The sequence below is a fragment of the Nocardiopsis sp. MG754419 genome (genome assembly GCF_018207095.1).
In the GTDB taxonomy this organism is placed as follows: Bacteria; Actinomycetota; Actinomycetes; order Streptosporangiales; family Streptosporangiaceae; genus Nocardiopsis.
Genome location: NZ_QOCZ01000107.1, coordinates 1 through 19,031 on the forward strand (window position 1 = coordinate 1; position 19,031 = coordinate 19,031).

The 19,031-nt window shown below is 70.5% G+C and carries 16 protein-coding genes and 1 pseudogene; 7 read left to right on the forward strand and 10 right to left on the reverse strand.

Translation table 11 applies throughout. From position 1 onward, the window contains the following. Positions 1–413: 413 nt before the first annotated feature. Positions 414–863 (forward strand): hypothetical protein, encoded by a 450-nt coding sequence (locus DSY14_RS19095; protein WP_211717957.1) that lies wholly within the window; start codon positions 414–416, stop codon positions 861–863. A 188-nt stretch (positions 864–1,051) separates the two neighbouring features. Next, on the forward strand, positions 1,052–2,422 hold the full coding sequence (gdhA, locus tag DSY14_RS19100; RefSeq protein WP_211717958.1) for an NADP-specific glutamate dehydrogenase: 1,371 nt from the start codon (positions 1,052–1,054) through the stop codon (positions 2,420–2,422). A 234-nt stretch (positions 2,423–2,656) separates the two neighbouring features. Here gdhA and DSY14_RS19105 read toward each other — a convergent pair whose 3' ends face one another. Both DSY14_RS19105 and DSY14_RS19110 read right to left on the reverse strand, forming a co-directional pair. Further along, complete coding sequence (locus DSY14_RS19105; protein WP_211717959.1) at positions 2,657–3,631, reverse strand: aldo/keto reductase; 975 nt, start codon at positions 3,629–3,631, stop codon at positions 2,657–2,659. A 64-nt stretch (positions 3,632–3,695) separates the two neighbouring features. After that, a complete protein-coding gene (locus DSY14_RS19110; protein ID WP_211717960.1) occupies positions 3,696–4,091 on the reverse strand; it encodes a hypothetical protein in 396 nt (131 codons plus the stop codon). Positions 4,092–4,545: 454 nt separating this feature from the next. Between DSY14_RS19110 and DSY14_RS19115 the strand changes: the two genes are divergently transcribed. Then, a complete protein-coding gene (locus DSY14_RS19115; protein ID WP_211717961.1) occupies positions 4,546–5,052 on the forward strand; it encodes a DinB family protein in 507 nt (168 codons plus the stop codon). Positions 5,053–5,601: 549 nt separating this feature from the next. On the opposite strand, the gene DSY14_RS19120 is transcribed toward DSY14_RS19115, so the two are convergent. The 3 genes and pseudogenes from DSY14_RS19120 to DSY14_RS19130 form a co-directional block, all read right to left on the reverse strand. Further along, complete coding sequence (locus tag DSY14_RS19120; RefSeq protein WP_249188131.1) at positions 5,602–6,489, reverse strand: dihydrodipicolinate synthase family protein; 888 nt, start codon at positions 6,487–6,489, stop codon at positions 5,602–5,604. 323 nt (positions 6,490–6,812) lie between these two features. Then, a pseudogene (locus DSY14_RS19125) lies at positions 6,813–7,262 on the reverse strand (pyridoxamine 5'-phosphate oxidase family protein). A gap of 97 nt (positions 7,263–7,359) precedes the next feature. Then, positions 7,360–8,145 (reverse strand): phosphodiesterase, encoded by a 786-nt coding sequence (locus tag DSY14_RS19130; protein WP_211717963.1) that lies wholly within the window; start codon positions 8,143–8,145, stop codon positions 7,360–7,362. Positions 8,146–8,325: 180 nt separating this feature from the next. Between DSY14_RS19130 and DSY14_RS19135 the strand changes: the two genes are divergently transcribed. After that, positions 8,326–9,090, forward strand: a complete 765-nt coding sequence (locus DSY14_RS19135) for a trans-aconitate 2-methyltransferase (RefSeq protein WP_211717964.1) — start codon at positions 8,326–8,328, stop codon at positions 9,088–9,090. 76 nt (positions 9,091–9,166) lie between these two features. Here DSY14_RS19135 and DSY14_RS19140 read toward each other — a convergent pair whose 3' ends face one another. Both DSY14_RS19140 and DSY14_RS19145 read right to left on the reverse strand, forming a co-directional pair. Beyond that, on the reverse strand, positions 9,167–10,327 hold the full coding sequence (locus DSY14_RS19140; RefSeq protein ID WP_211717965.1) for a GDSL-type esterase/lipase family protein: 1,161 nt from the start codon (positions 10,325–10,327) through the stop codon (positions 9,167–9,169). A gap of 52 nt (positions 10,328–10,379) precedes the next feature. Beyond that, on the reverse strand, positions 10,380–10,949 hold the full coding sequence (locus DSY14_RS19145) for a TetR/AcrR family transcriptional regulator (protein ID WP_211717966.1): 570 nt from the start codon (positions 10,947–10,949) through the stop codon (positions 10,380–10,382). A 196-nt stretch (positions 10,950–11,145) separates the two neighbouring features. Here DSY14_RS19145 and DSY14_RS19150 point away from each other — a divergent pair, with 196 nt between their 5' ends. Beyond that, the gene (locus DSY14_RS19150; RefSeq protein WP_211717972.1) at positions 11,146–11,292 is read left to right on the forward strand and encodes a hypothetical protein; all 147 of its coding nucleotides are present in this window, start codon (positions 11,146–11,148) and stop codon (positions 11,290–11,292) included. A gap of 134 nt (positions 11,293–11,426) precedes the next feature. Here DSY14_RS19150 and DSY14_RS19155 read toward each other — a convergent pair whose 3' ends face one another. Further along, positions 11,427–12,236 carry a TetR/AcrR family transcriptional regulator gene (locus tag DSY14_RS19155; RefSeq protein ID WP_211717967.1) on the reverse strand — a complete coding sequence of 270 codons (810 nt, stop codon included), beginning with the start codon at positions 12,234–12,236 and terminating at the stop codon, positions 11,427–11,429. A gap of 89 nt (positions 12,237–12,325) precedes the next feature. Here DSY14_RS19155 and DSY14_RS19160 point away from each other — a divergent pair, with 89 nt between their 5' ends. Further along, positions 12,326–14,599 (forward strand): excinuclease ABC subunit UvrA, encoded by a 2,274-nt coding sequence (locus tag DSY14_RS19160; protein WP_211717968.1) that lies wholly within the window; start codon positions 12,326–12,328, stop codon positions 14,597–14,599. A gap of 274 nt (positions 14,600–14,873) precedes the next feature. Here DSY14_RS19160 and DSY14_RS19165 read toward each other — a convergent pair whose 3' ends face one another. Beyond that, positions 14,874–15,836 carry a LysR family transcriptional regulator gene (locus DSY14_RS19165; RefSeq protein WP_211717969.1) on the reverse strand — a complete coding sequence of 321 codons (963 nt, stop codon included), beginning with the start codon at positions 15,834–15,836 and terminating at the stop codon, positions 14,874–14,876. A 106-nt stretch (positions 15,837–15,942) separates the two neighbouring features. On the opposite strand from DSY14_RS19165, the gene DSY14_RS19170 reads away from it, so the two are divergent. Then, on the forward strand, positions 15,943–17,394 hold the full coding sequence (locus DSY14_RS19170; RefSeq protein WP_211717970.1) for an MFS transporter: 1,452 nt from the start codon (positions 15,943–15,945) through the stop codon (positions 17,392–17,394). 198 nt (positions 17,395–17,592) lie between these two features. Here the strand turns inward: DSY14_RS19170 and DSY14_RS19175 are convergent, their stop codons facing one another. Continuing rightward, positions 17,593–19,029, reverse strand: a complete 1,437-nt coding sequence (locus tag DSY14_RS19175; RefSeq protein ID WP_211717971.1) for an NCS1 family nucleobase:cation symporter-1 — start codon at positions 19,027–19,029, stop codon at positions 17,593–17,595. Between the last annotated feature and the right edge of the window lie 2 nt (positions 19,030–19,031).

A 19,031-nucleotide genomic window follows, 5' to 3' on the forward strand; every position in this document is an offset into this window, starting at 1 on the left:
GGGTGGGGGTCTGCCAATGTACGCGAAGGAGGTCGGGCTCATGGTGCCACCGCCGGTGTGACGTGCTCGCGCGGTTCTCGCGTGGCCGCGGGCGCTCCACGTCCGGCCGCACGACGGCGGGCCGGTCGTGAGTGCCGGTCAGAGCTGGTCCTCGCGAGCGCGGCGCGGCGGCGCGGGGCCGAGGTCGCCCCTCGGAGCGGCCGGTCGGTGGGACGGTGTCCGGCACCGGGTTCCGGGGGTGCGGCCGCCGCGTGGTGCCGGGCCGTCTCCACCGGCCGCGATGGCAGGGGAAGGTGAGCGGAGCGGTCGGTGCAGGTGCGCTCGCCGAACGCACCGACGCTCGGGAGCGGATCCCGCGTCCTGTCCGGTACGTCGCCACGACCGTGACACGGTTTCTCTCTACGGTGGGGGTCATGAACAGTATCGAAGCCGAGATCGACGACTATCTCGACCGCTACGCCGCCACCCTCACCTCCTTCGACGCCCCGGCGGCGGCCGACCTGTGGGGGCGGCCGGGCATGATCCTCAACGATCAGCAGGGCGCGGGCGTCCTGGAGTCCCGGGAGGCCATGGTCCGCGGTCTGGAGCAGTCCTACCCGCTGTACCGCGAACTCGGTCTGGCCTCCGTCGGGTACGAGCGCCTGAGCCACACGCCGCTGAGCGAGACGATCGTGCTCGTGCGTGTCCGTTGGCTGTTCTACGACGAGGACGGCGCGCAGCTGACCGACAGTTTCGCGAGCTACATCGTGCGCCGAGGCGAGGAGGGGCTACGGGCGTACGTGTGCGTCCCCGAGGACGACCTGGAGAAACTGCAGGCCCTGGCCACGGAGAAGGGGATCGACCTGTTCGGCGGGACCCCGTGAACCCGCTGCTCGGACCGGCCCCGGGGGCGGTCCCGGGGTGGCGGGGGCGACCTCGCTCGGGGACCCCTCGGCCCGCCGGGTAACGTACTGGCAACAACCGTGAAACACCCACGGAACATCGATCACGCCGTCCTCGCCCCGGGCCTCGTCTCGGGGGGTCGTGGGCGTTGAAGGGACTCTCTTTCCACATGGCCTCTGTCAGTACGTCCGGACTCGAACACCACCACCCCGGCGTGCGTTCGGCCTTCGAGCACGTGGTGCGACGCAACCCGGACGAGCCCGAGTTCCAACAGGCCGTCCTGGAGGTGCTCGAGAGCCTCTCCCCGGCTCTGACCAGCCACCCCGAGTACGCCGACCAGCGTGTGCTGGAGCGCCTGTGCGAACCGGAGCGTCAGATCATCTTCCGGGTGCCCTGGCGTGACGACCAGGGCAACGTGCACGTCAACCGTGGTTTCCGGGTGGAGTTCAACAGCGCGTTGGGCCCCTACAAGGGCGGGCTGCGCTTCCATCCGAGCGTGAACCTCGGGGTCGTCAAGTTCCTGGGGTTCGAGCAGATCTTCAAGAACGCCCTGACCGGCATGGGCATCGGTGGCGGCAAGGGCGGCAGCGACTTCGACCCCAAGGGCCGCTCCGCCACGGAGATCGAACGTTTCTGTCAGTCGTTCATGACCGAGCTCCACCGCCACCTCGGCGAGTACACCGACATCCCCGCCGGTGACATCGGTGTGGGCGCCCGCGAGATCGGCTACCTGTTCGGTCAGTACCGGCGGCTGTCCAACCGCTGGGAGGCCGGGGTCATCACCGGCAAGGGGCTGGACTGGGGCGGATCCGCCGTGCGCACCGAAGCCACCGGCTACGGGGCGGTGATGTTCACCCAGCGCATGCTCGAACGCAACGGGCGCGGACTCGAGGGACTCAAGGTCGTGGTGTCCGGGTCGGGCAACGTGGCCATCTACGCGGTGGAGAAGGCCCGGCAGTTGGGTGCCACCGTCGTCGCCTGCTCGGACTCGGCCGGCTACGTCGTCGACGAGAAGGGGCTGGACCTGGACCTGCTCAAGCAGATCAAGGAGGTCGAGCGCGCGCGCATCAGCGTCTACGCCGACCGTCGCAAGAGCGCGCAGTACGTCGAGGGCGGCAGTGTGTGGGACGTCCCCTGCCACGTGGCGCTTCCCGCCGCCACCCAGAACGAACTGGACACCGACGCGGCCAAGGCGCTGGTGAGCAACGGTGTGCTGGCCGTGGCCGAGGGCGCGAACATGCCCACCACCCCGGAGGCGGCCAAGGTGTTCCGTGAGGCGGGCGTGCTGTTCGCCCCGGGCAAGGCGGCCAACGCCGGTGGGGTGGCCACCAGTGTGCTGGAGATGCGCCAGAACGCCCGTCGCACCTCCTGGTCCTTCGAGCACGCCGAGTCGGAGCTGGCCGAGACCATGGCCGGTATCCACGACCGGTGCGAGGAGGCGGCCGAGCGGCACGGCGCCAAGGGCGACTACGTGCTCGGCGCCAACGTGGCCGGGTTCGAGATGGTGGCCGACGCGATGCTGGCCCAGGGACTGATCTGACGGCCGCGGCCTCGTCACGTCGCTGACGGGACCCCGCGCGGTCGGGTGGCCGCGCACCCACGGGGGTGCGCGGCCACCGTCGTGCGCGGCGTCCGGTACACCTCGGTCGGGGGACCCGTCCCGGTCACGGCGAGGTTCACGTGGCCGTGTGAGGGCGGTCGGCCCTCCCACGGCCACGGTTCAGACGTGTGCGATGCCCGCACCGAAACACGCTCCGGTCGGGTGCGGGGCGTGCTACCAGCGGTGGTGGACGTGGGGGCGCAGGAGTGCGTCGTAGACCTCACGGACCCGATCGTGGGTCGCGGCGTCCAACGGCGGCAGATGCGCGGCCGCCGCGTTGCCGCGGGCCTGGTCGGCGTTGCGGGCACCGGGGATGACGGTGCTCACCCCGTCCTGGTCCAGGATCCAGCGCAGCGCGAACCCGGCCATGGTGGCACCTTCCGGGACCAGGGGGCGCAGACGCTCCACGGCCTCCAGCCCGGCCGCGTAGTCGACACCGGAGAAGGTCTCTCCCTGGTCGAACGCCTCACCCCGGCGGTTGAAGGTGCGGTGGTCGTTCTCGCCGAAGGCGCTGTCGGCCGTGAGCTTGCCCGAGAGCAGTCCGCTGGCCAACGGGACGCGGACGATGACGCCCACACCGGCGGCCTTGGCCGCGGGAAGGACCTTCTCCAGCGGCTTGGGGCGGAAGGCGTTGAGGATGACCTGGATGCTCGCCACATGGGGGCGGGCGATGGCCGCCAGAGCCTGGTCGCAGGTCTCCACCGACACCCCGTAGGCGCGCATGCGCCCCTCGTCCACCATCGCGTCCAGGTCGTCGAAGACGGCGTCGGTGTCGATGACGGCGCTGGGCGGACAGTGCAGTTGCACCAGGTCGATGGTGTCCACACCGAGGTTGCGGCGGGAGTCGTCGTTCCAGGCACGGAAGTTGCCGGGGTTGTAGTGGGCGGGCTCCTGGGCCATGCGGCGGCCCATCTTGGTGGCCACGGTCAGGTGGGGGTGCTCCTTGAGCAGCCGTCCGATGAGGCGTTCGCTGCGGCCGTCGCCGTAGACGTCGGCGGTGTCGACGAAGGTGACACCCTCCTGCACCGCGGTGTCGAGCGCGTGCATGGCGTCGGTCTCGCCGACCTCGCCCCAGTCCGAGCCGATCTGCCAGGAACCGAAGCCCACGGCGCTCACGGGGCCGACCGTACCGAGTTCGCGTGTGTCCATGGTCGTCGATCCTAATCCCGACCGACGGTGTTCCCGGAAGGGTGGGTCGGTCCGTGGCCGAGGGTCAGGAGCGGAGGGGAGGGCCGACGTCGAAGGCTCCACGGGCCATCGCCTCGACCAGCCTGTGCACCCGGGCCCGGTCCAGTTCCCGCTGGGGACGGTTGACCAGGGTGAACAGGGTGGCCTGGTAGAGGGTGATCAAGCTGTCGATGGTCTCGGGGGAGGCCGATGTCCCCGGTTGCCGGTGCCGTAGGGAGGAGTCCGAGAACGCGGTGTCCTCCACCCGGGCCGGAACGGCGGCCAGAGCGGGGCGCCGCCGCGCCTCCGCCTGGAGCTCGAAGACGGCCGGGTAGCGCTCGCGCAGGGTGGTGGCGCCCCACAGGGACTCGGTGATCATCTCGACCAGGCTCGGGGAGGCGCCCTCGGGGATGGGCCGCTCCGTGGTGGTGGCGTCGGCCATCTCGGCCAGGTGGAGTTCGACGACCCGTTCCGTCGCCGTGATGAGGAGCCTCTCGCGGTCGCGGAAGTGGTTGGTGGCGGTTCCCGGCGCCTGCCTGGACGGCGCGGTGGGTCAGGGCGCCGGTACGGCTGGTCGGCCCCGCGCACGCACCCGATCCGGGGCGGGCCCTGCGTGGGTTCGACTCCCTGCGACGCCCACGGTGCCGGTCCCTGGCCCGACAGGCGCGGGCCGTCGCCCGGATCGGCGCGGACCTCGGTCCGGGGCGGCGGCAGAGGTGCGCAACGCGCTCTTTCGTCGGATCCCCGTGCACGCCCTCGCCAGGGCGGGCGCGCATCTGGTGCGGTGGACGCCGCCCCCGCCCCTGACGTCCCGGGAGACCCTCTGATGCGACACCCAGGCCGGTCCGGGCCGCGACGTTGAACACGGACACCGGGCCGGTCTAGGGTCGACGACCATGAACGATCCTCGTGTGCCTCCGCCGTTCGTCGCCGACGAGCGCGCCATGCTCACCACCTGGCTGGATTGGCACCGTCAGACCCTGGAGGTGAAGTGTCAGGGCCTGAGCGAGGCGTGGTTGCGGGAACGGTCGGCCCCGCCGTCGGCGATGTCGCTGCTGGGACTGGTACGGCACATGGCCTCGGTGGAGTGGGCCTGGTTCCGCTTTCGCCTGGAGGGGAGCGACGTGCCCAACCCGATCAAGGGCCCCGGCGACCCCGACGCCGATTTCCGGGACGTGGACACCGCCTCGGCGGAGGAGTCCTTCGCTCTGTGGCACACGGAGATCGCGCACGCCCGTGAGGTGTCGGCCTCGTTGTCGCTGGACGCCCTCGGCAAGCGGCAGCGCCACGGTGAGGACTGCTCGCACCGGTGGGTCCTGGTGCACATGATCGAGGAGTACGCCCGTCACAACGGCCACGCCGACCTCCTCCGGGAGCGGATCGACGGGGCCACGGGGGAGTGAGACCGGCCGGCCCGCGCCGACTCCGGTGAAGGAGACGGCCCGGGCGGCTCCTTCACCGACCGGCCACCGTTCCCGTGGGACCTTCCTGGCGAGGTGGCCTCGGTGGGCGGAAGACCAGGGGCCACCGCTCCCGCCCGACGGTTCGCCGTGCGGTGCGTGCGGGAGCGAGGGAGCCTCGGAACACCACCGGAACCGGAGCGGGCGCCCTCCCCCCGATCGAGGATCCCCGCCATGGACGATGGTCCCGCTACCCTGATGACGGGCCTCGACGCGGCCCGCCGCCCGCGCCGTCACGACGGCATGGTGAACGCGTCGAACTCGAACGTTCCATGGTCGCTTTCCGAGGTGCCCACGGCCGGAAACGCGGGCACCGCCGAACCCACGGCACCGGAACGGACCGTGCACCATGACCATCGACGAGGACGCGCCCGGCGGCCCCACCATGGAGGTCATCGACCCCTTCGGCAACGTTCTGAGACCGTGCCGGCCGACCGACTGACCCGCGGTGGGGAGTGTCGGGACCGTCCACGGCCCCGGCACTCCCGGTGCTCAGAGAGCCTGGGCGCGAGCGATGTGGTCGGTGAGCAGCGGCCTCAGGGACTCGGGCAGGGTCTTGGCCGGCGCACGGACGCCGGACTCGGCGATCAGGCCCCGCTGGCGCAGGCATTCCTTGCGGATGGCCAGAGCGATCCCCACCTGCTGCTCGAAGGTGATGAGCGGCAGGTACTCCAGCAGCGCGGAGCGGCTGCGCTCCGGGGCGGACGGGTCCCAGGCGTTGACGCACTCCACGAGGGCCTCCGGGTAGGAGAACCCGGTCATCGCGCCCGCGGCGCCACAGGCGAGCTCGTCGAGCAGGTTGATGCCGCCCAGACCGCCGAAGACGGGCACGTCGCACCGCGCGACGAGTTCGGCCACCGCGGCGGGGGTCGGCGGCGCCTCGGCCTTGACCGCACTGATGTAGGGGGTGCGCGCAACGAGGTCACCGAGGACGGCGGCGGAGATCCGCACACCGCTCACCACCGGGTAGTCCTGCACCACCAGGTCGGCGCCGGTGGCCTCGTGGACGGCGGCCAGGTGGGCGCCGAGGACCTGCGGGTCGGGGCTGTTGACCTGGACCATGGCCCCCGCGAGCCGGTCGCCGACCAGCTCGACGGCGGTCGCCGCCTCGTCGATGGTCGGAGCCGTGCCCAGGCTCGTGCAGCCCACGACCAGCGGCAGGTCGGTCGCGGCCAGGACGGTCTCCAGGACCAGGCGGCGCTCGTCGCGGTTGAGCTGCGCGGCCTCCCCGAAGACCCCCAACACGGTGAACCCGGTGACACCGGCGCTCTCGGCGTGCTCGACCAGCCGCTCGATCCCGACCGTGTCGACCTCCAGGGACTCACCCTTGAAAGGTGTGGCCAGCACGCCCCACACACCCGGTCTCATCAGGTCGCTCATGCTCAACTCCCGTTCATCCACGTCGTCATCGGCGTCCAAGATTGGCACAGACGATGGACGCGGTTCCGGGTGGGGTCGGATCAGGTGCGCATTCGACCTTCCCGGGGATCCGCAGGTCCGCCCATCAGGAGGATCGGGAGAACCCCGCCGTGCCCTCACCCCGGCCCGTGGGCATCGCGGGGAGGGTCACGTGTTCGAAGCAGGGCGACCACTGCAGAGGGGGACATGGGGCCGTGGATCCGGCGCGGTGGTCCTCCGCTCCGGTGCCGGAGGGCCCGGTGAGCGCGGCGGCCCACCGAGCCTCTCCAAGGCCGGGAGCGGGATCAGGCCAGGGACTTGGACAGGTCCTTGACCACGGTGCGTTCGGGGGTGAAGCACACCAGCCGGGCGTCGTCCGCGAAGTGGCGGAAGTCGGGGTGCCAGGTCGCGTCGTCGTCGCCCAGGTAGCGGCGCAGTTTCCGTCTGGCGCGCACCGGGTCGAACGCCATCACCTCGGCGGTTCCTCTCATGATCACCTGAAGGAATTCCTGACGCTTCAGGTCACAGGTGTCCACCACCACGGCGGTGCGAGGGTCCCGTGCCAGATGCCGGGTCATCACCGCCTACTCCCCGGTGATCCACCACAGTCGTTCCTCCTCCCAGAGGAACCAGACCGGTCGGATGGTGGGTGCGCCCGAGGCGTTGACGGTGGAGACCCGCGCGACCAGGGGTTGCCCGAGGAAGGCGTCGACGTCGAAGGGATGCGGCTGCGGGGGGTGGGAGGGTTCACGCATCCTCTCAGGCTAGAGAGGATCCCGGGCCCCGGGAAGGGCGATCTCGGTACCTGTGGACACCTCGACGCGGCGCCCCCCGGGAAACAAGAGAGACACCTCAGTAATGACCGACCGGGGCTCCCTCGTGGCCGACCCGGACCGTGTGGGTCACCCAGCCGCGCCCTGTGCTCTGGTGAAGCTGGAAGCCGGGGGAGGCGTGGACGTATCCCGGGGGGCCGTCGCTGTTCATGCGCAGCGCGCTCTGCCTGTAGGTGCTGGGCGCCGTGGACAGGATGGCGTGCGCGAAGGAGGTGAACGTCGACCGGTGGACGTGGCCCGCCAGGACCCGGACGACATGCGGGTGGCGGGCGATCACCTCCTCCAGCTCCGCTCCGTCGGACAGGCCCATACCGTCCAGGAACGGGATGCCGACGGGCACGGGGGGATGATGCAGGCACACTACGGCCGGCACGTCGGGCCGCCGTCGCAGGGCCGCGTCCAACCACGTCCGCTGTTCCTCGCCCAGGCGCCCGCCGGGAGAACCGAGGACGAGGGAGTCCAGCACGACCACAGTGACCCCGAGGTGCTCCACCAGGTATCGGGTGCTCCGGCCCTCGCCCAGATGAGGTCCGCCCCCGAAGGCGTCTCGCAGCGTCTCACGGTCATCGTGGTTGCCGGCGGCCAGGTGCAGGGGCAGGGGAAAGTGGTCGAGGATCTCACGCAGAGCGGCGTATTCGTCGGGCAGGCCGTGGTCGACCAGGTCACCGGTGATGATCACGCACGTCGGCCGCGGGTCGAGCGTCAGCACTTCGCCGAGCGCCCGGTGCAGGCCGGCGGCGGGTTCGGCCGCAAGTGCGCCACTGGTGACGTGCGGATCACTGAGGTGTGCGACGGAAAGGGTCATGGGCGTCAGCCTGTCCGCCACCCGACCCACGGGCAAGGGGTTCCGCCCGGGGCGCAGGGCGCGGTGAAGGGCTCGCGCCGGTCCCCGGTGCCGGGGACCACGCCAGGAGAGCCGGGGGACCGTCGACGCCCCTCGGGAAAACCCCGTGACAGCAGGAGGGCGGTCTCCGACAATGCGCACATGGTCGATCGACACTTCTCCGAACCGGACCTGGCCGAACTCTACGATCACTTCAGCCATTGGCGGGTCACGCCCCAGGACGACTTCTATCTCGACCTGGTGATGGACGCGCGGTCCGTCCTCGACGTGGGCTGCGGGACCGGCAAGCTTCAGAGGGAGGCACGCCGCCACGGTCACACCGGCCGCCTGGTGGGGCTGGACCCCTCCCGCGCGATGTTGGACGTGGGGGCCCGGGAGCTCGGCGACATCGAATGGACCCTCGGGGACCTGCTCCACGGACCCTACGACGAGCAGGCGGGCGGACCCTTCGAGAACGCGTTCGACCTGGTCGTCATGAGCGGCCACGCCTTCCAGGTGTTCCTCACCGACGAGGAGGTGCGGACCAACCTGGCCGCGGTACGCCGGGCCCTGACCCCCGATGGTCGGTTCGTCTTCGAGACGCGCAACCCGGGTGCTCGGGCCTGGGAGGCGTGGAACCCCGAGCGGAAGCGCACGGTGGTCGGCCCCCGAGGTCGCGAGGCCACCTGCGTGCACCGCCTGCGCGGGCTGGAGGGCGATCTGGTCACGTTCACCTCCGACTACCACCTGGAGGGTTGGGACGGGCCCCGGGTCAGTCGCAGCACGTTGCGGTTCCTGGACGTCGGTCGCCTCAACGGGTTCCTGGCCGAGGCGGGGCTGCGGGTGAGCGCCCAGTACGGGTACTGGGATCGCACCGCGCTGCAGGACATCAGCGAGGAGATCATCACCTTCGCCCGACCCGTCTGATCCGTGACGGCGGACCCGCCCCCGGTCCCGGCGTGGAGCGAGGTCCGTCCGGCGTCGGACGGACCTCGCTCCACGCTCAGACGAAGGGCCCGTCGCTGTCGAAGACGCGGTCGGCGAACCGGTCGCCGATCCGATGGTGGGTGGCGGCGTCCGGGTGCAGCCCGTCGGGCAGGGGCAGCTCGGCGAAGTCGTCCTCCCCGTACAGCTCCCGTCCGTCCAGGTAGTGCAGGTTCGTGTCCTGGGCCGAACGCTCGCGCACCACGCGTTCCAGCTCTCGGCGGATGGTGGTGAGCGTGAGCCGGGTGGGGTCAGAGGGGTCTCCCGTGGCCGTGAACCCGACCCGGCCCTCCCGGAGCGCCTCCGGATCGAGCGCACCCGGTCCCGGTGTGTGTTCGTGGACGGGGCAGTAGATCGCCGAGACCACGACCAGGGGAACCTCGGGGTGGCCGTCGCGCAGGGTGTCGAGGAAGCCGTGCACGGCCGGCCCCAACGCGCGCAGACGCATGAGGTCGGCGTTGGCCAGGTTGATGCCGAGTTTGACGCTGATCAGGTCGGCGGGGGTGTCGCGCATGGCCCGCGCGGTGAAGGGGTCCAGGAGGGCGCTGCCGCCCAGCCCCAGGTTGATCAGGTCCACACCGCCGCGGTCGGCGGCGATCACCGGCCAGATGGTGGTGGGACTCGCGGCGTCGGAACCGTGGCTGATGGAGCTGCCGTGGTGCAGCCATACGCGGCGACCGGAGGCGCCCACCGGTGCGACGGGCGCGTCGGTGCGCAGGGCCACGAGTTCGGTGGTCTCGTTGTGCGGCAGCCAGATCTCGACGTCCTTGAGCCGGTCGGGCAGGCCGTCGAAGCGCAGTGTGCCCGCGTCGCCGGGCGTGGTGGCGAAGGTGCCGGTGGTCATGTCGATCTCCAGCACGTCGCCTCCGGCGACGGTGCCCTGCGCGGTGAGTCGACCGTCCACACGCAGGTCGTAGACACCGTCAGGTCGCGGCGGGGTGCCCACGTAGCGACGTTTGGTGGGGACGGTGTCCAGCTCGATCACGGTGGCCCGGGTGCGCAGGGCCAGGCGCACGCCGGAGGGTTGGGACTCGGCCATGGCCAGCTGAGGATCGGTGTTCCTGCTGCGGGCCAGGGAGGGCAGGCGGTGGGGCGCCAGGCCCCGCTCGGTGCGTTCCACCTCCAGGGCGCCCTGGATCAGGTCCGGGGTCAGCGGTGCGGTGGTCGGGTGTGCGTTCATGGTGTCGGGCCTCGCGTGGGTCGGGCACGCGGGTGCCCGAGGTGTGCAGGGATCAGGGGGCGGGCCAGTGACGCAGCAGGGAGTCCAGCGCGTCCAGCGACCGTACCCAGGTCTGGTCGGAGTCGGGGGAGCTGTGATCGAACCCCCCGCTCATCTCCAGGTCGACGTAGCCGTGGAAGACGCCGCCGAGCAGGCGCACCGCGTGGGTGCGGTCGGGTTCCTCCAGCTCGTAGCCGCGCAGGATCGCCCGGGTCATCTGGGAGATCCGGGGGCCGGCGCTGCGTGCGGCGGTCTCGGGGTCCAGGCGGTACCGGGCCGCGGTGTGGCGGCCCGGGTGCGCGCGGGCGTAGTCCCGGTGGACGTCGGCCAACGCGACGAGCGCCTCCTTGCCGGAGCGGCCGGCGATCGCGTCGGCGGCCCGGTCGGCCAGCTCTTCCAAGGCGAACAGGGCGATACGGACCTTGAGGTCCTCGGAGTTGCGCACGTGCGAGTACAGGCTCGCGACCCTGACGTCGAAGCGTCGGGCCAGTTCGGAGACGGTGACCCTATCGAACCCGACCTCGTCGGCCAAGGCGGCCCCGGCCTCGGTGACTCGACGTGTGTTCAGTCCGGCGCGTGCCATGCGCACCTCCTCTTCCTAAGGTCAATGTACATCTACCTAAATCCTTTAGGCAAAAGTGGATAGGATGATGGCAGGATCACGGCGCGGCACTCCGTTACGGACATGCCCGCGCACCGACGGGTCGGCATCGGCCCGCGCGATCACCGAAGACCAACCGGAGTACCGCCTCGGGCCCGGGTGGGGGAGACTGCAGGCGATGATCCGGAAGGCCGTCCTCGGCCGTTTCCCTGCGCAGGAGGTGCCCGTGTTCTTCTTCTACAACAGCCGCTGGGGCTGTGTGACGTCGGTGCTGGTCTCGGCCGCCGTGACCCTGCTGGTGTTGTTCCTGCTCGGCTGGATCTGACCGGCCGGAGCCGGTGGCACCGCCCCGTGGGGCCGCCGTGATCCGGGGCGATGCTCTCGGGCCACGGCGCCGTCGGCCGGGTCGGCGCCACACGGGCCGACCCGGGAACGGCCACCGAACCACGGAGACGCCTCTCAGGACTCGTGGGCGATCCGGCGCTGTATCCCGTCCAGCAGGGCCTCCAGTCCGAAGCGGAGGGTCTCCCACGCCTCCTGCTCGATGTAGGGCTCCTGGGAATCCTCGTTCTCGAACGCACCGTCGGCGCTCATCAACGCCAGGGTGGGGAAGCGCTCGGAGAAGTCGGGCACCAGCTCCTCCAGCTGCTCGGAACGGGCGTACCACCACTCGTCCTCGGGCACCCCGGTGACCGCCTGTGCCTGACGGGCCTCGGCGGCGGTGCGCACCATACCCCGGACCAGGTTGAGCAGACTGCCGTAGACGTCACCGATGGCCTTGGGCGCCAGCCCGGCTGCGTGCAGCAGAGTGGCCAGCGACTCGTGCAGACGGAACTCGCCGGGCCCCAGGACGGGGCGGGCCTGGGAGATCTCCAGGGTCCAGGGATGACGCAGGTAGAACCGCCACAGCAACCCCACCCACGCGTGGGTCCGCGCACGCCAGTCCAACGCCTCGTCGATCTCGGAGCTCTGCTCGGCCTCCTCCGCCAGTTCGGTGAAGGCCTGGTCGTACATCAGGTCGATGAGCTCGTTCTTGCTGGCCACGTACGTGTACAGGGACATCGCTGTCCGCCCCAGCCGTTCACCGACGGCGCGCATCGACAGCGCCTGCAGGCCCTGGGCGTCGGCGATCTCGATGGCGGTGCCCACGACCAGACCCACACTCAGCTCCGGCTTGGGCCCGGGCGCGACGCGTGCGCCCGCCTCCGGTTCGCGCCACAACAGGCCCATGGAACGACGGGGGTCGCCCTGTCCCGCGTAGACCACCACTTGCTTCTCCTTACGGAATAAACTAATGTTCTGCGGATGTTAGTTTAGCTCATAAGGAATCGATGGAACACGGGCACCAGGGGAACAGCTTGACCTTCGAACCGACCACGCCGGCCGACACCCACGACACGATCGAGGTGCGCGGGGCCAGGGAGAACAACCTCGACAACGTCTCGGTGGACATCCCCAAGAGGCGGCTGAGCGTCTTCACCGGACTGTCCGGATCGGGCAAGTCCTCACTCGTCTTCGGCACCATCGCCGCCGAGTCCCAGCGGCTGATCAACGAGACCTACACGGCTTTCGTTCAATCCTTCATGCCGAGCCTGGGCCGCCCCGAGGTGGACTCCCTGCGCAACCTCAGCGCGGCCATCATCGTCGACCAGGAACGCATGGGCGCCAACGCGCGCTCCACCGTGGGCACCGCCACCGACGCCCACGCCATGCTGCGCATCGTCTACAGCCGGGCGGGTGTTCCCCGCCTGGAGCCCTCCAGCGTGTTCAGCTTCAACAACGCCGAGGGCATGTGCCCGGAGTGCGAGGGGCTGGGGCGCACCGACCAGATCGATCTGGAGCAGCTCTACGACCGCACCCTGAGCCTGAACGAGGGCGCCATCACCGTCCCCGGGTACGCCGTGGACGGTTGGTACTGGCAGGTGTTCGTGCACTCCGGGCTGCTCGACCCCGACAAGCGGCTCGACGACTACACCGCGGACGAGTGGTCGACCTTCCTGCACGAACCCCTCACCAAGGTCAAGGTCGGCAAGAACTCCTTCTCCTACGAGGGACTGGTCCCCAAGATCAAGCGGACCCACCTGGCCAAGGACCGCGACAAGATGCAGCCGGGGGTGCGCGCCTTCGTGGAGCGCGCCGTGGTCACCTCCACCTGTCCCACGTGCGAGGGCACACGGCTCAACGCCACCGCCCGCGAAGTGAAGGTGAACGGACGCACCATCACCGAGTGCGCCGCGATGCAGATCGACGACCTGGCGGAGTTCGTCCGCACCATCGACGAGCCCTCGGTCAAGCCGTTGGTGGACACCCTCGGCCACACCCTGGACTCCCTGGTCGAGGTGGGGTTGGGGTACCTGAGCCTGGACCGGGAGTCGGGCACCCTGTCCGGCGGTGAGGCCCAGCGGGTGAAGATGGTCCGTCACCTGGGCTCCAGCCTCAGCGACATCACCTATGTCTTCGACGAGCCCACGGTCGGTCTGCACCCGCACGACATCGAGCGCATGAACGATCTCCTGCTGAGCCTGCGCGACAAGGGCAACACCGTCCTGGTGGTCGAGCACAAGCCCGAGACCATCGCCATCGCCGACCACGTCGTCGATCTGGGGCCGGGCGCCGGTCCGCACGGCGGCACCGTCACCTACAGCGGGGACGTGGCCGGGCTGCGGACCTCGGGCACCCTCACCGGCCGCCACCTCGACCACCGGGCCCGCCTCAAGGACCGGGTGCGCACCGCCACCGGCCACCTGCCCATCCGAGAGGCGAGCACGCACAACCTGCGGGAGGTGTCGGTGGACGTGCCCCTGGGGGTGCTGACCGTGGTGACCGGCGTCGCCGGTTCCGGCAAGAGCTCGCTCATCCACGGCGCCCTTCCCGGACACGAGGGCGTCGTGGTGGTCGACCAGGCCCCCATCCGGGGTTCGCGCCGTTCCAACCCGGCCACCTACACCGGTCTCCTCGACCCCATCCGCACCGCCTTCGCCCGCGCCAACAAGGTCAAGCCGGCCCTGTTCAGCGCCAACTCCGAGGGGGCCTGCCCCGAGTGCAAGGGCGCCGGGGTCATCTACACCGACCTGGCGATGATGGCCGGGGTGGCCTCCACCTGCGAGAAGTGCCGGGGGCGTCGTTTCAAGGACGAGGTGCTGCAGCACAAGCTGCGCGGCCAGGACATCAGCGAGGTCCTGGCGATGTCGGTGGAGACCGCCAGGGAGTTCTTCACCTCGGGCAACGCCCGCACCATCCTGGATCGCCTGCACGACGTGGGTCTGGGATACCTGGGTCTGGGCCAGCCCCTGACCACCCTGTCGGGCGGTGAGCGCCAGCGGTTGAAACTGGCGATCTCCATGGCCAAGCAGGGCGCGGTGTACGTGTTGGACGAGCCCACCACCGGTCTGCACCTGGCCGACGTGGACCGGTTGCTGGCGCTGCTGGACCGCCTGGTCGAGGACGGCAACACGGTGGTGGTCATCGAGCACCACCAGGCCGTGATGGCGCACGCCGACCACATCATCGACCTGGGGCCGGGCGCGGGACACGACGGCGGGCGGGTCGTCTTCGAGGGGACCCCCGCCCGACTGGTGAGCGACGGCGCCACTCTGACCGCCCGCCACCTGCGCACCTACCTGGAGCGATAGACACCGAGGGTCCGCGCCCTCCCGGGAGGGCGCGGACCCGAAGGCGTGTCGAACACCCGGCGGCGGAGGCGCGGTGTCCGTGCGGGGCGCGGGGACGGCACGTCGGACCCGAGCCTCCCGTCGCACGTGAGACTCGGGCGGTCGGTGGGCGACGGGGGAGACGGCGCGGGGTGCGCACCATCGCTCCGAAGGCACATCGGAGCCCATCCCCGTCCGACCTCCCCACATTCCGATCGGAGCGCGGGGAGCGAGCGCGTGATGTGGTCGCCGCCCTTCAGGACCCGGCCGCTCCGTCGCGCGCGGGATCCCGCTCCGGCCCGCCGGGATGCTCAGGCCGTGGAGCTTCGGGGAACCCCTGTATCGCGGAGACCGCCGCCGCGATGCGGGGATTGTCGTGCGACCCGTGGCGCAGGGCCAGCAGGATTCTGCGTCGGGGGATCTGGTCGCCGGTGAGCGGGACCCGGACGACGTCGGGACGGGACGCGGTCAGGGCGATTCGGGGGATCGCGGTGATGCCCAGACCGGCAGCCACCATGGCGGTGGTGGCGGTGAGTTCCTGCGCGTAGTGGACCACTCTGGGGGCGTAGCCGACCGCGCGGGTCGCGGCCAGGAGTTCGGTGTAGGCGTCCTGGTGGGCGTGACCGGAGACCCAGTCCTCCTCCGCGGCGTCCTCCAGCCGGATCCGGGCGCCGGAGGCGAACCGGTGGTCCTGGGACACCAGGAGGTCGATGGGGTCGTCGAGGAGGCTCATCACCTCGACGTGCCGGTCGGCCACGTGCCCGGTGGACTCGTTGGCGACGAAGAGCCCCACGTCGAGGCCGCCGGACTCCACGGCGGTCAGGACGTCGACCGAATGCACCTCCTTGACCACCGGTTTCAGCTGCTCGTGCCGGTCCCTCAACCGCAGTGCGGCGGGAACGAGGATCGAAGGGATCGACGTGGGGAACCCGCCGAGGCTGACGGGGCCACAGAGCTGCCGGGCCGCGGCGGTGGTGTCGCTCAGCGCCGTCTCCCACTGGGCCTTGAGTGTGCGGGCGTGCGTGACCAGCCGTTGTCCGGCTGGGGTGAGCCGAACGCGACGGCCGTGGCGTTCGAGCAGGTCCACGTCCAGTTCCGCTGACAGCTCCTTGAGCTGTTTGGAGACGCCGGAAGGGCTGCGGTAGAGGGCCTCCGCCGCCGCGGTCACCGTGCCGTACTCGCACACGGCCACCAACAGCAGGAGCCGGGAATCGATCATGCACTCATGGTGCATGGTTTCGGTGAAAAGTTGAACCTGGACGCCGGTGATCGGTGCGCCTAGAAGTGGAATGCACCCCGATCTCCACCACTGAACGGTGTTCACCATGTGCGACGCGACACCCCCGAGGAGACGCCGGAACCTGTACGGGACCATGGCGTTGTTCGGCACGGTCATGCTCGTCGGTGGTACGGACATGACCAAGGTGACGGTCGCCCTTCCGTCCCTCACGCACGCATTGGACCTGACACCGGCACAGACACTGTGGATCGCCGACCTCTACGCCCTGGCCGCGGGGGCCGTCCTGGTCCTCGGCGCTGTGGCGGCCGATCGCTACGGTCGCAAGCGCGTCTACGTGCTCGGGCTGGTCGTGGCCATCGCCGGTGCCGCGCTCGCGGGCCTGGCGACGACCGGGGCCCTGATGATCGCCGCGCGGGTCGGGCAGGGGGTCGGCTCCGCGCTGCTCATCGCCGGGACGGTCGCCATCATTCGGGTGTCCTTCTCCGAGCCCCGGTCACGGGTCCTGGCCTACGGGGTCTGGACCGCCGGTTTCAGTACGGGCTCCGCTCTGGGACCACTGGTCGGAGGCGGTCTGGTGGACCTGGCCGGGTGGCCATGGGTGTTCTGGATCAACGTGCCGGTGCTCTTGGTCTGCCTCGTCTGGGCCGGGGTCGTGCTGCGGGAGTCGACGAACCCCGATCCGCCGATGCTCGACCTGTTCAGCGTGGTCCTGTCGGCCGTGGCCGTGCTCCTGCTCGTCTCCGGCCTGAAGAGCCTGGTTCTTCCCACGGCCGCCCTGTGGTTCACCCCCATGGCGATGACGGCGGGCACGGCGGCCGCGGTGCTGTTCGCGCTCCGGCAACTGCGTATGTTCCGGCCCTTCCTCGACGTGCGCCTGCTGGCCGACGGGCTGCTGACCAACGCCGCCGTGGTGATCGCGGTGACGCTCGGGGTGTTCCACGGGACGCTCTACCTGCTGACTCTGCGCTACCAGGTCGTCGGGGGGCTCTCGGCCGTCGCCGCGGGTATCGCCCTCATGCCTCTGGCCGTCGCGATGGCCTGCGGTGGCCTCATCGGTCCCGTGATGTCGCGCCGGCTGACCCGGCAGCACGTGCTCATCGGCGGCCTGCTGCTGGCCGCGCTCGGTTTTCTGCTGCTCGCCACCGTCGCCGGAGACGGTCGACCGGTGGGGATGATCGTCCTCGGCCTCGGGGCCGGCGTCGTCATGGCGATCGGCGCCGACACCGTCATGAGCAGTGCGCCGGAGAACCGCACCGCGGACGCCGGCGCTCTCCAGGAGAGCGCCTTCGCCCTGGGCGCCGGCACGGGGATCGCGGCGCTGGGAACCATGGCCCTCCACTACGCCGTCCCGACCTCCGGGGAGCGCTCCGCCGCGGCGATCCACGGGGCCGGCACCGACACCGCCCTGGGGATCGCCGCCCTCCTCTACGCCTTCTTCGCCCTCGCCGCCGGTACGCACCTGCTCGGTGTGGTCAGCCGTGGCCGGCGCGTCGGAGGGAGAGGCCCCAGGACACCGGCGACCGGCGGCGGCCGGTGAACGAGGAGCGCCGGGGCGGAGCGCTCCCCGGAGCGGTACAGGGGGTGGGGGTTCCTCCGGGACCACCACCATGACACCACCCGTACCGCGGCACAGGCCCCGGGCGCACTCCGCGCGCCCGGGGCCGTCGAGCTCGGGGCCCGCGTCCGGAGACCGATCCTCCGACGCGCGGGCCCCGGGGCGTCGACCCGTCCAGGTTCAGGAGGCCGTGGGAACGGCCCTGCGGGAACGGGCGATCACGTAGTGCAGCGTCCCGCCCAACAGCGCGCCGAAGATCCACACGAACCCGGACCAGGACTGCAGCGCGGGCAGCCACACGGCGGTCACCGAGAACGCCGAGGCCAGGCAGAACGCGGTCAGCGCCCGCAGGTTCCACCCTCGCGTGAAGTAGTACTCCCCGTTCGGGTCGGTCGTGTACAGGGCGTTCAGGTCGAGCCTCTGACGCCGCAACAGGTAGTGGTCGGCGACGATGATGCCGTACAGCGGGGCCAGCACCGCGCCCAATGTGTCCACGAACGCCGCGATGCCCACGTTGTCGATGTAGGCGACCCACAGGGCGCCCACGACGAACCCCACGGCCGCGGTGATCAGGCCTCCCGTGCGCGCGCTGATGAGCGAGGGGGCCAGGTTGGCCAGCCCGTAGGCAGGCGGGATGAAGTTGGCGACCAGGTTGATGCCCACGGTGGCGATGAAGAACGTCAGGGCCGCCACCACGGTCAGCCAGATGTTGTCCACACGGGCGACGATGTCGGCCGGGTTGGTCAGCGCCTCTCCGTACAGCACCGATGTGCCTGCGGTGATCACCAGGGTGAGGAAGGAGAACAGCGCCAGGCTGACCGGCAGTCCCCAGAAGTTGCCTCGGCGCATGGCCCGTTCCGAGCGGGTGAAACGGGAGAAGTCACCGTAGTTGACCACCACCGCGGCGAAGTAGGCGACCATCGTGCCCACGACCGCGGAGAAGGCCGCGATCTGTCCCCCCGGGTAGTCACCGTCACCGGCGAACACCGTGCCCAGTTCGGAGAACAGGTCGCCGCCGGCCATGGCCCACAGGGCGATCATCATCGCGATCATGACCAGGTACACGGCAGGTCCGGCCCAGTTCAGGAAGACCCCGATCCACCCGATGCCCTGGCTGAAGAGCACCAGTTGGAAGACGGCGACGATGACGTAGGAGATCCATCCGACGGGGGACAGCCCCAGGAAGGTGCCGTCGGGGCCCGGCCCGAACAGGGCGGTGATGAGCAGGGCCACGGCGGTGGAGGCGAAGTAGGTCTGGGCGCCGTACCAGAACATGGCGGTGATGCCGCGGATGAGCGTGGGGAACTGGGTGCCGTGCACCCCCATGGACGCCCGCGCCATGACGGCGTAGGGGATGCCGTAGCGGACGCTGGGCCGGCCCACGAGGTCGCACAGGACCATGACGATGATCCCCGCCAGGATGATCCCGGCGAACACCGCCCACCCGTTGAGCCCGTAGGCGATGAACAGGGTCGCGGCCAGGGTGTAGCCGAACAGGCTCTGGATGTCGTTGGTCCAGACGTTGAAGATCTCGAAGGCGCCCCAGGTGCGCTTCTTGCGGGGCACGGGGGCGAGATCGTCGTTGTACAGCGCGGGGTCGGGGTCGCGGACGGTCAGGT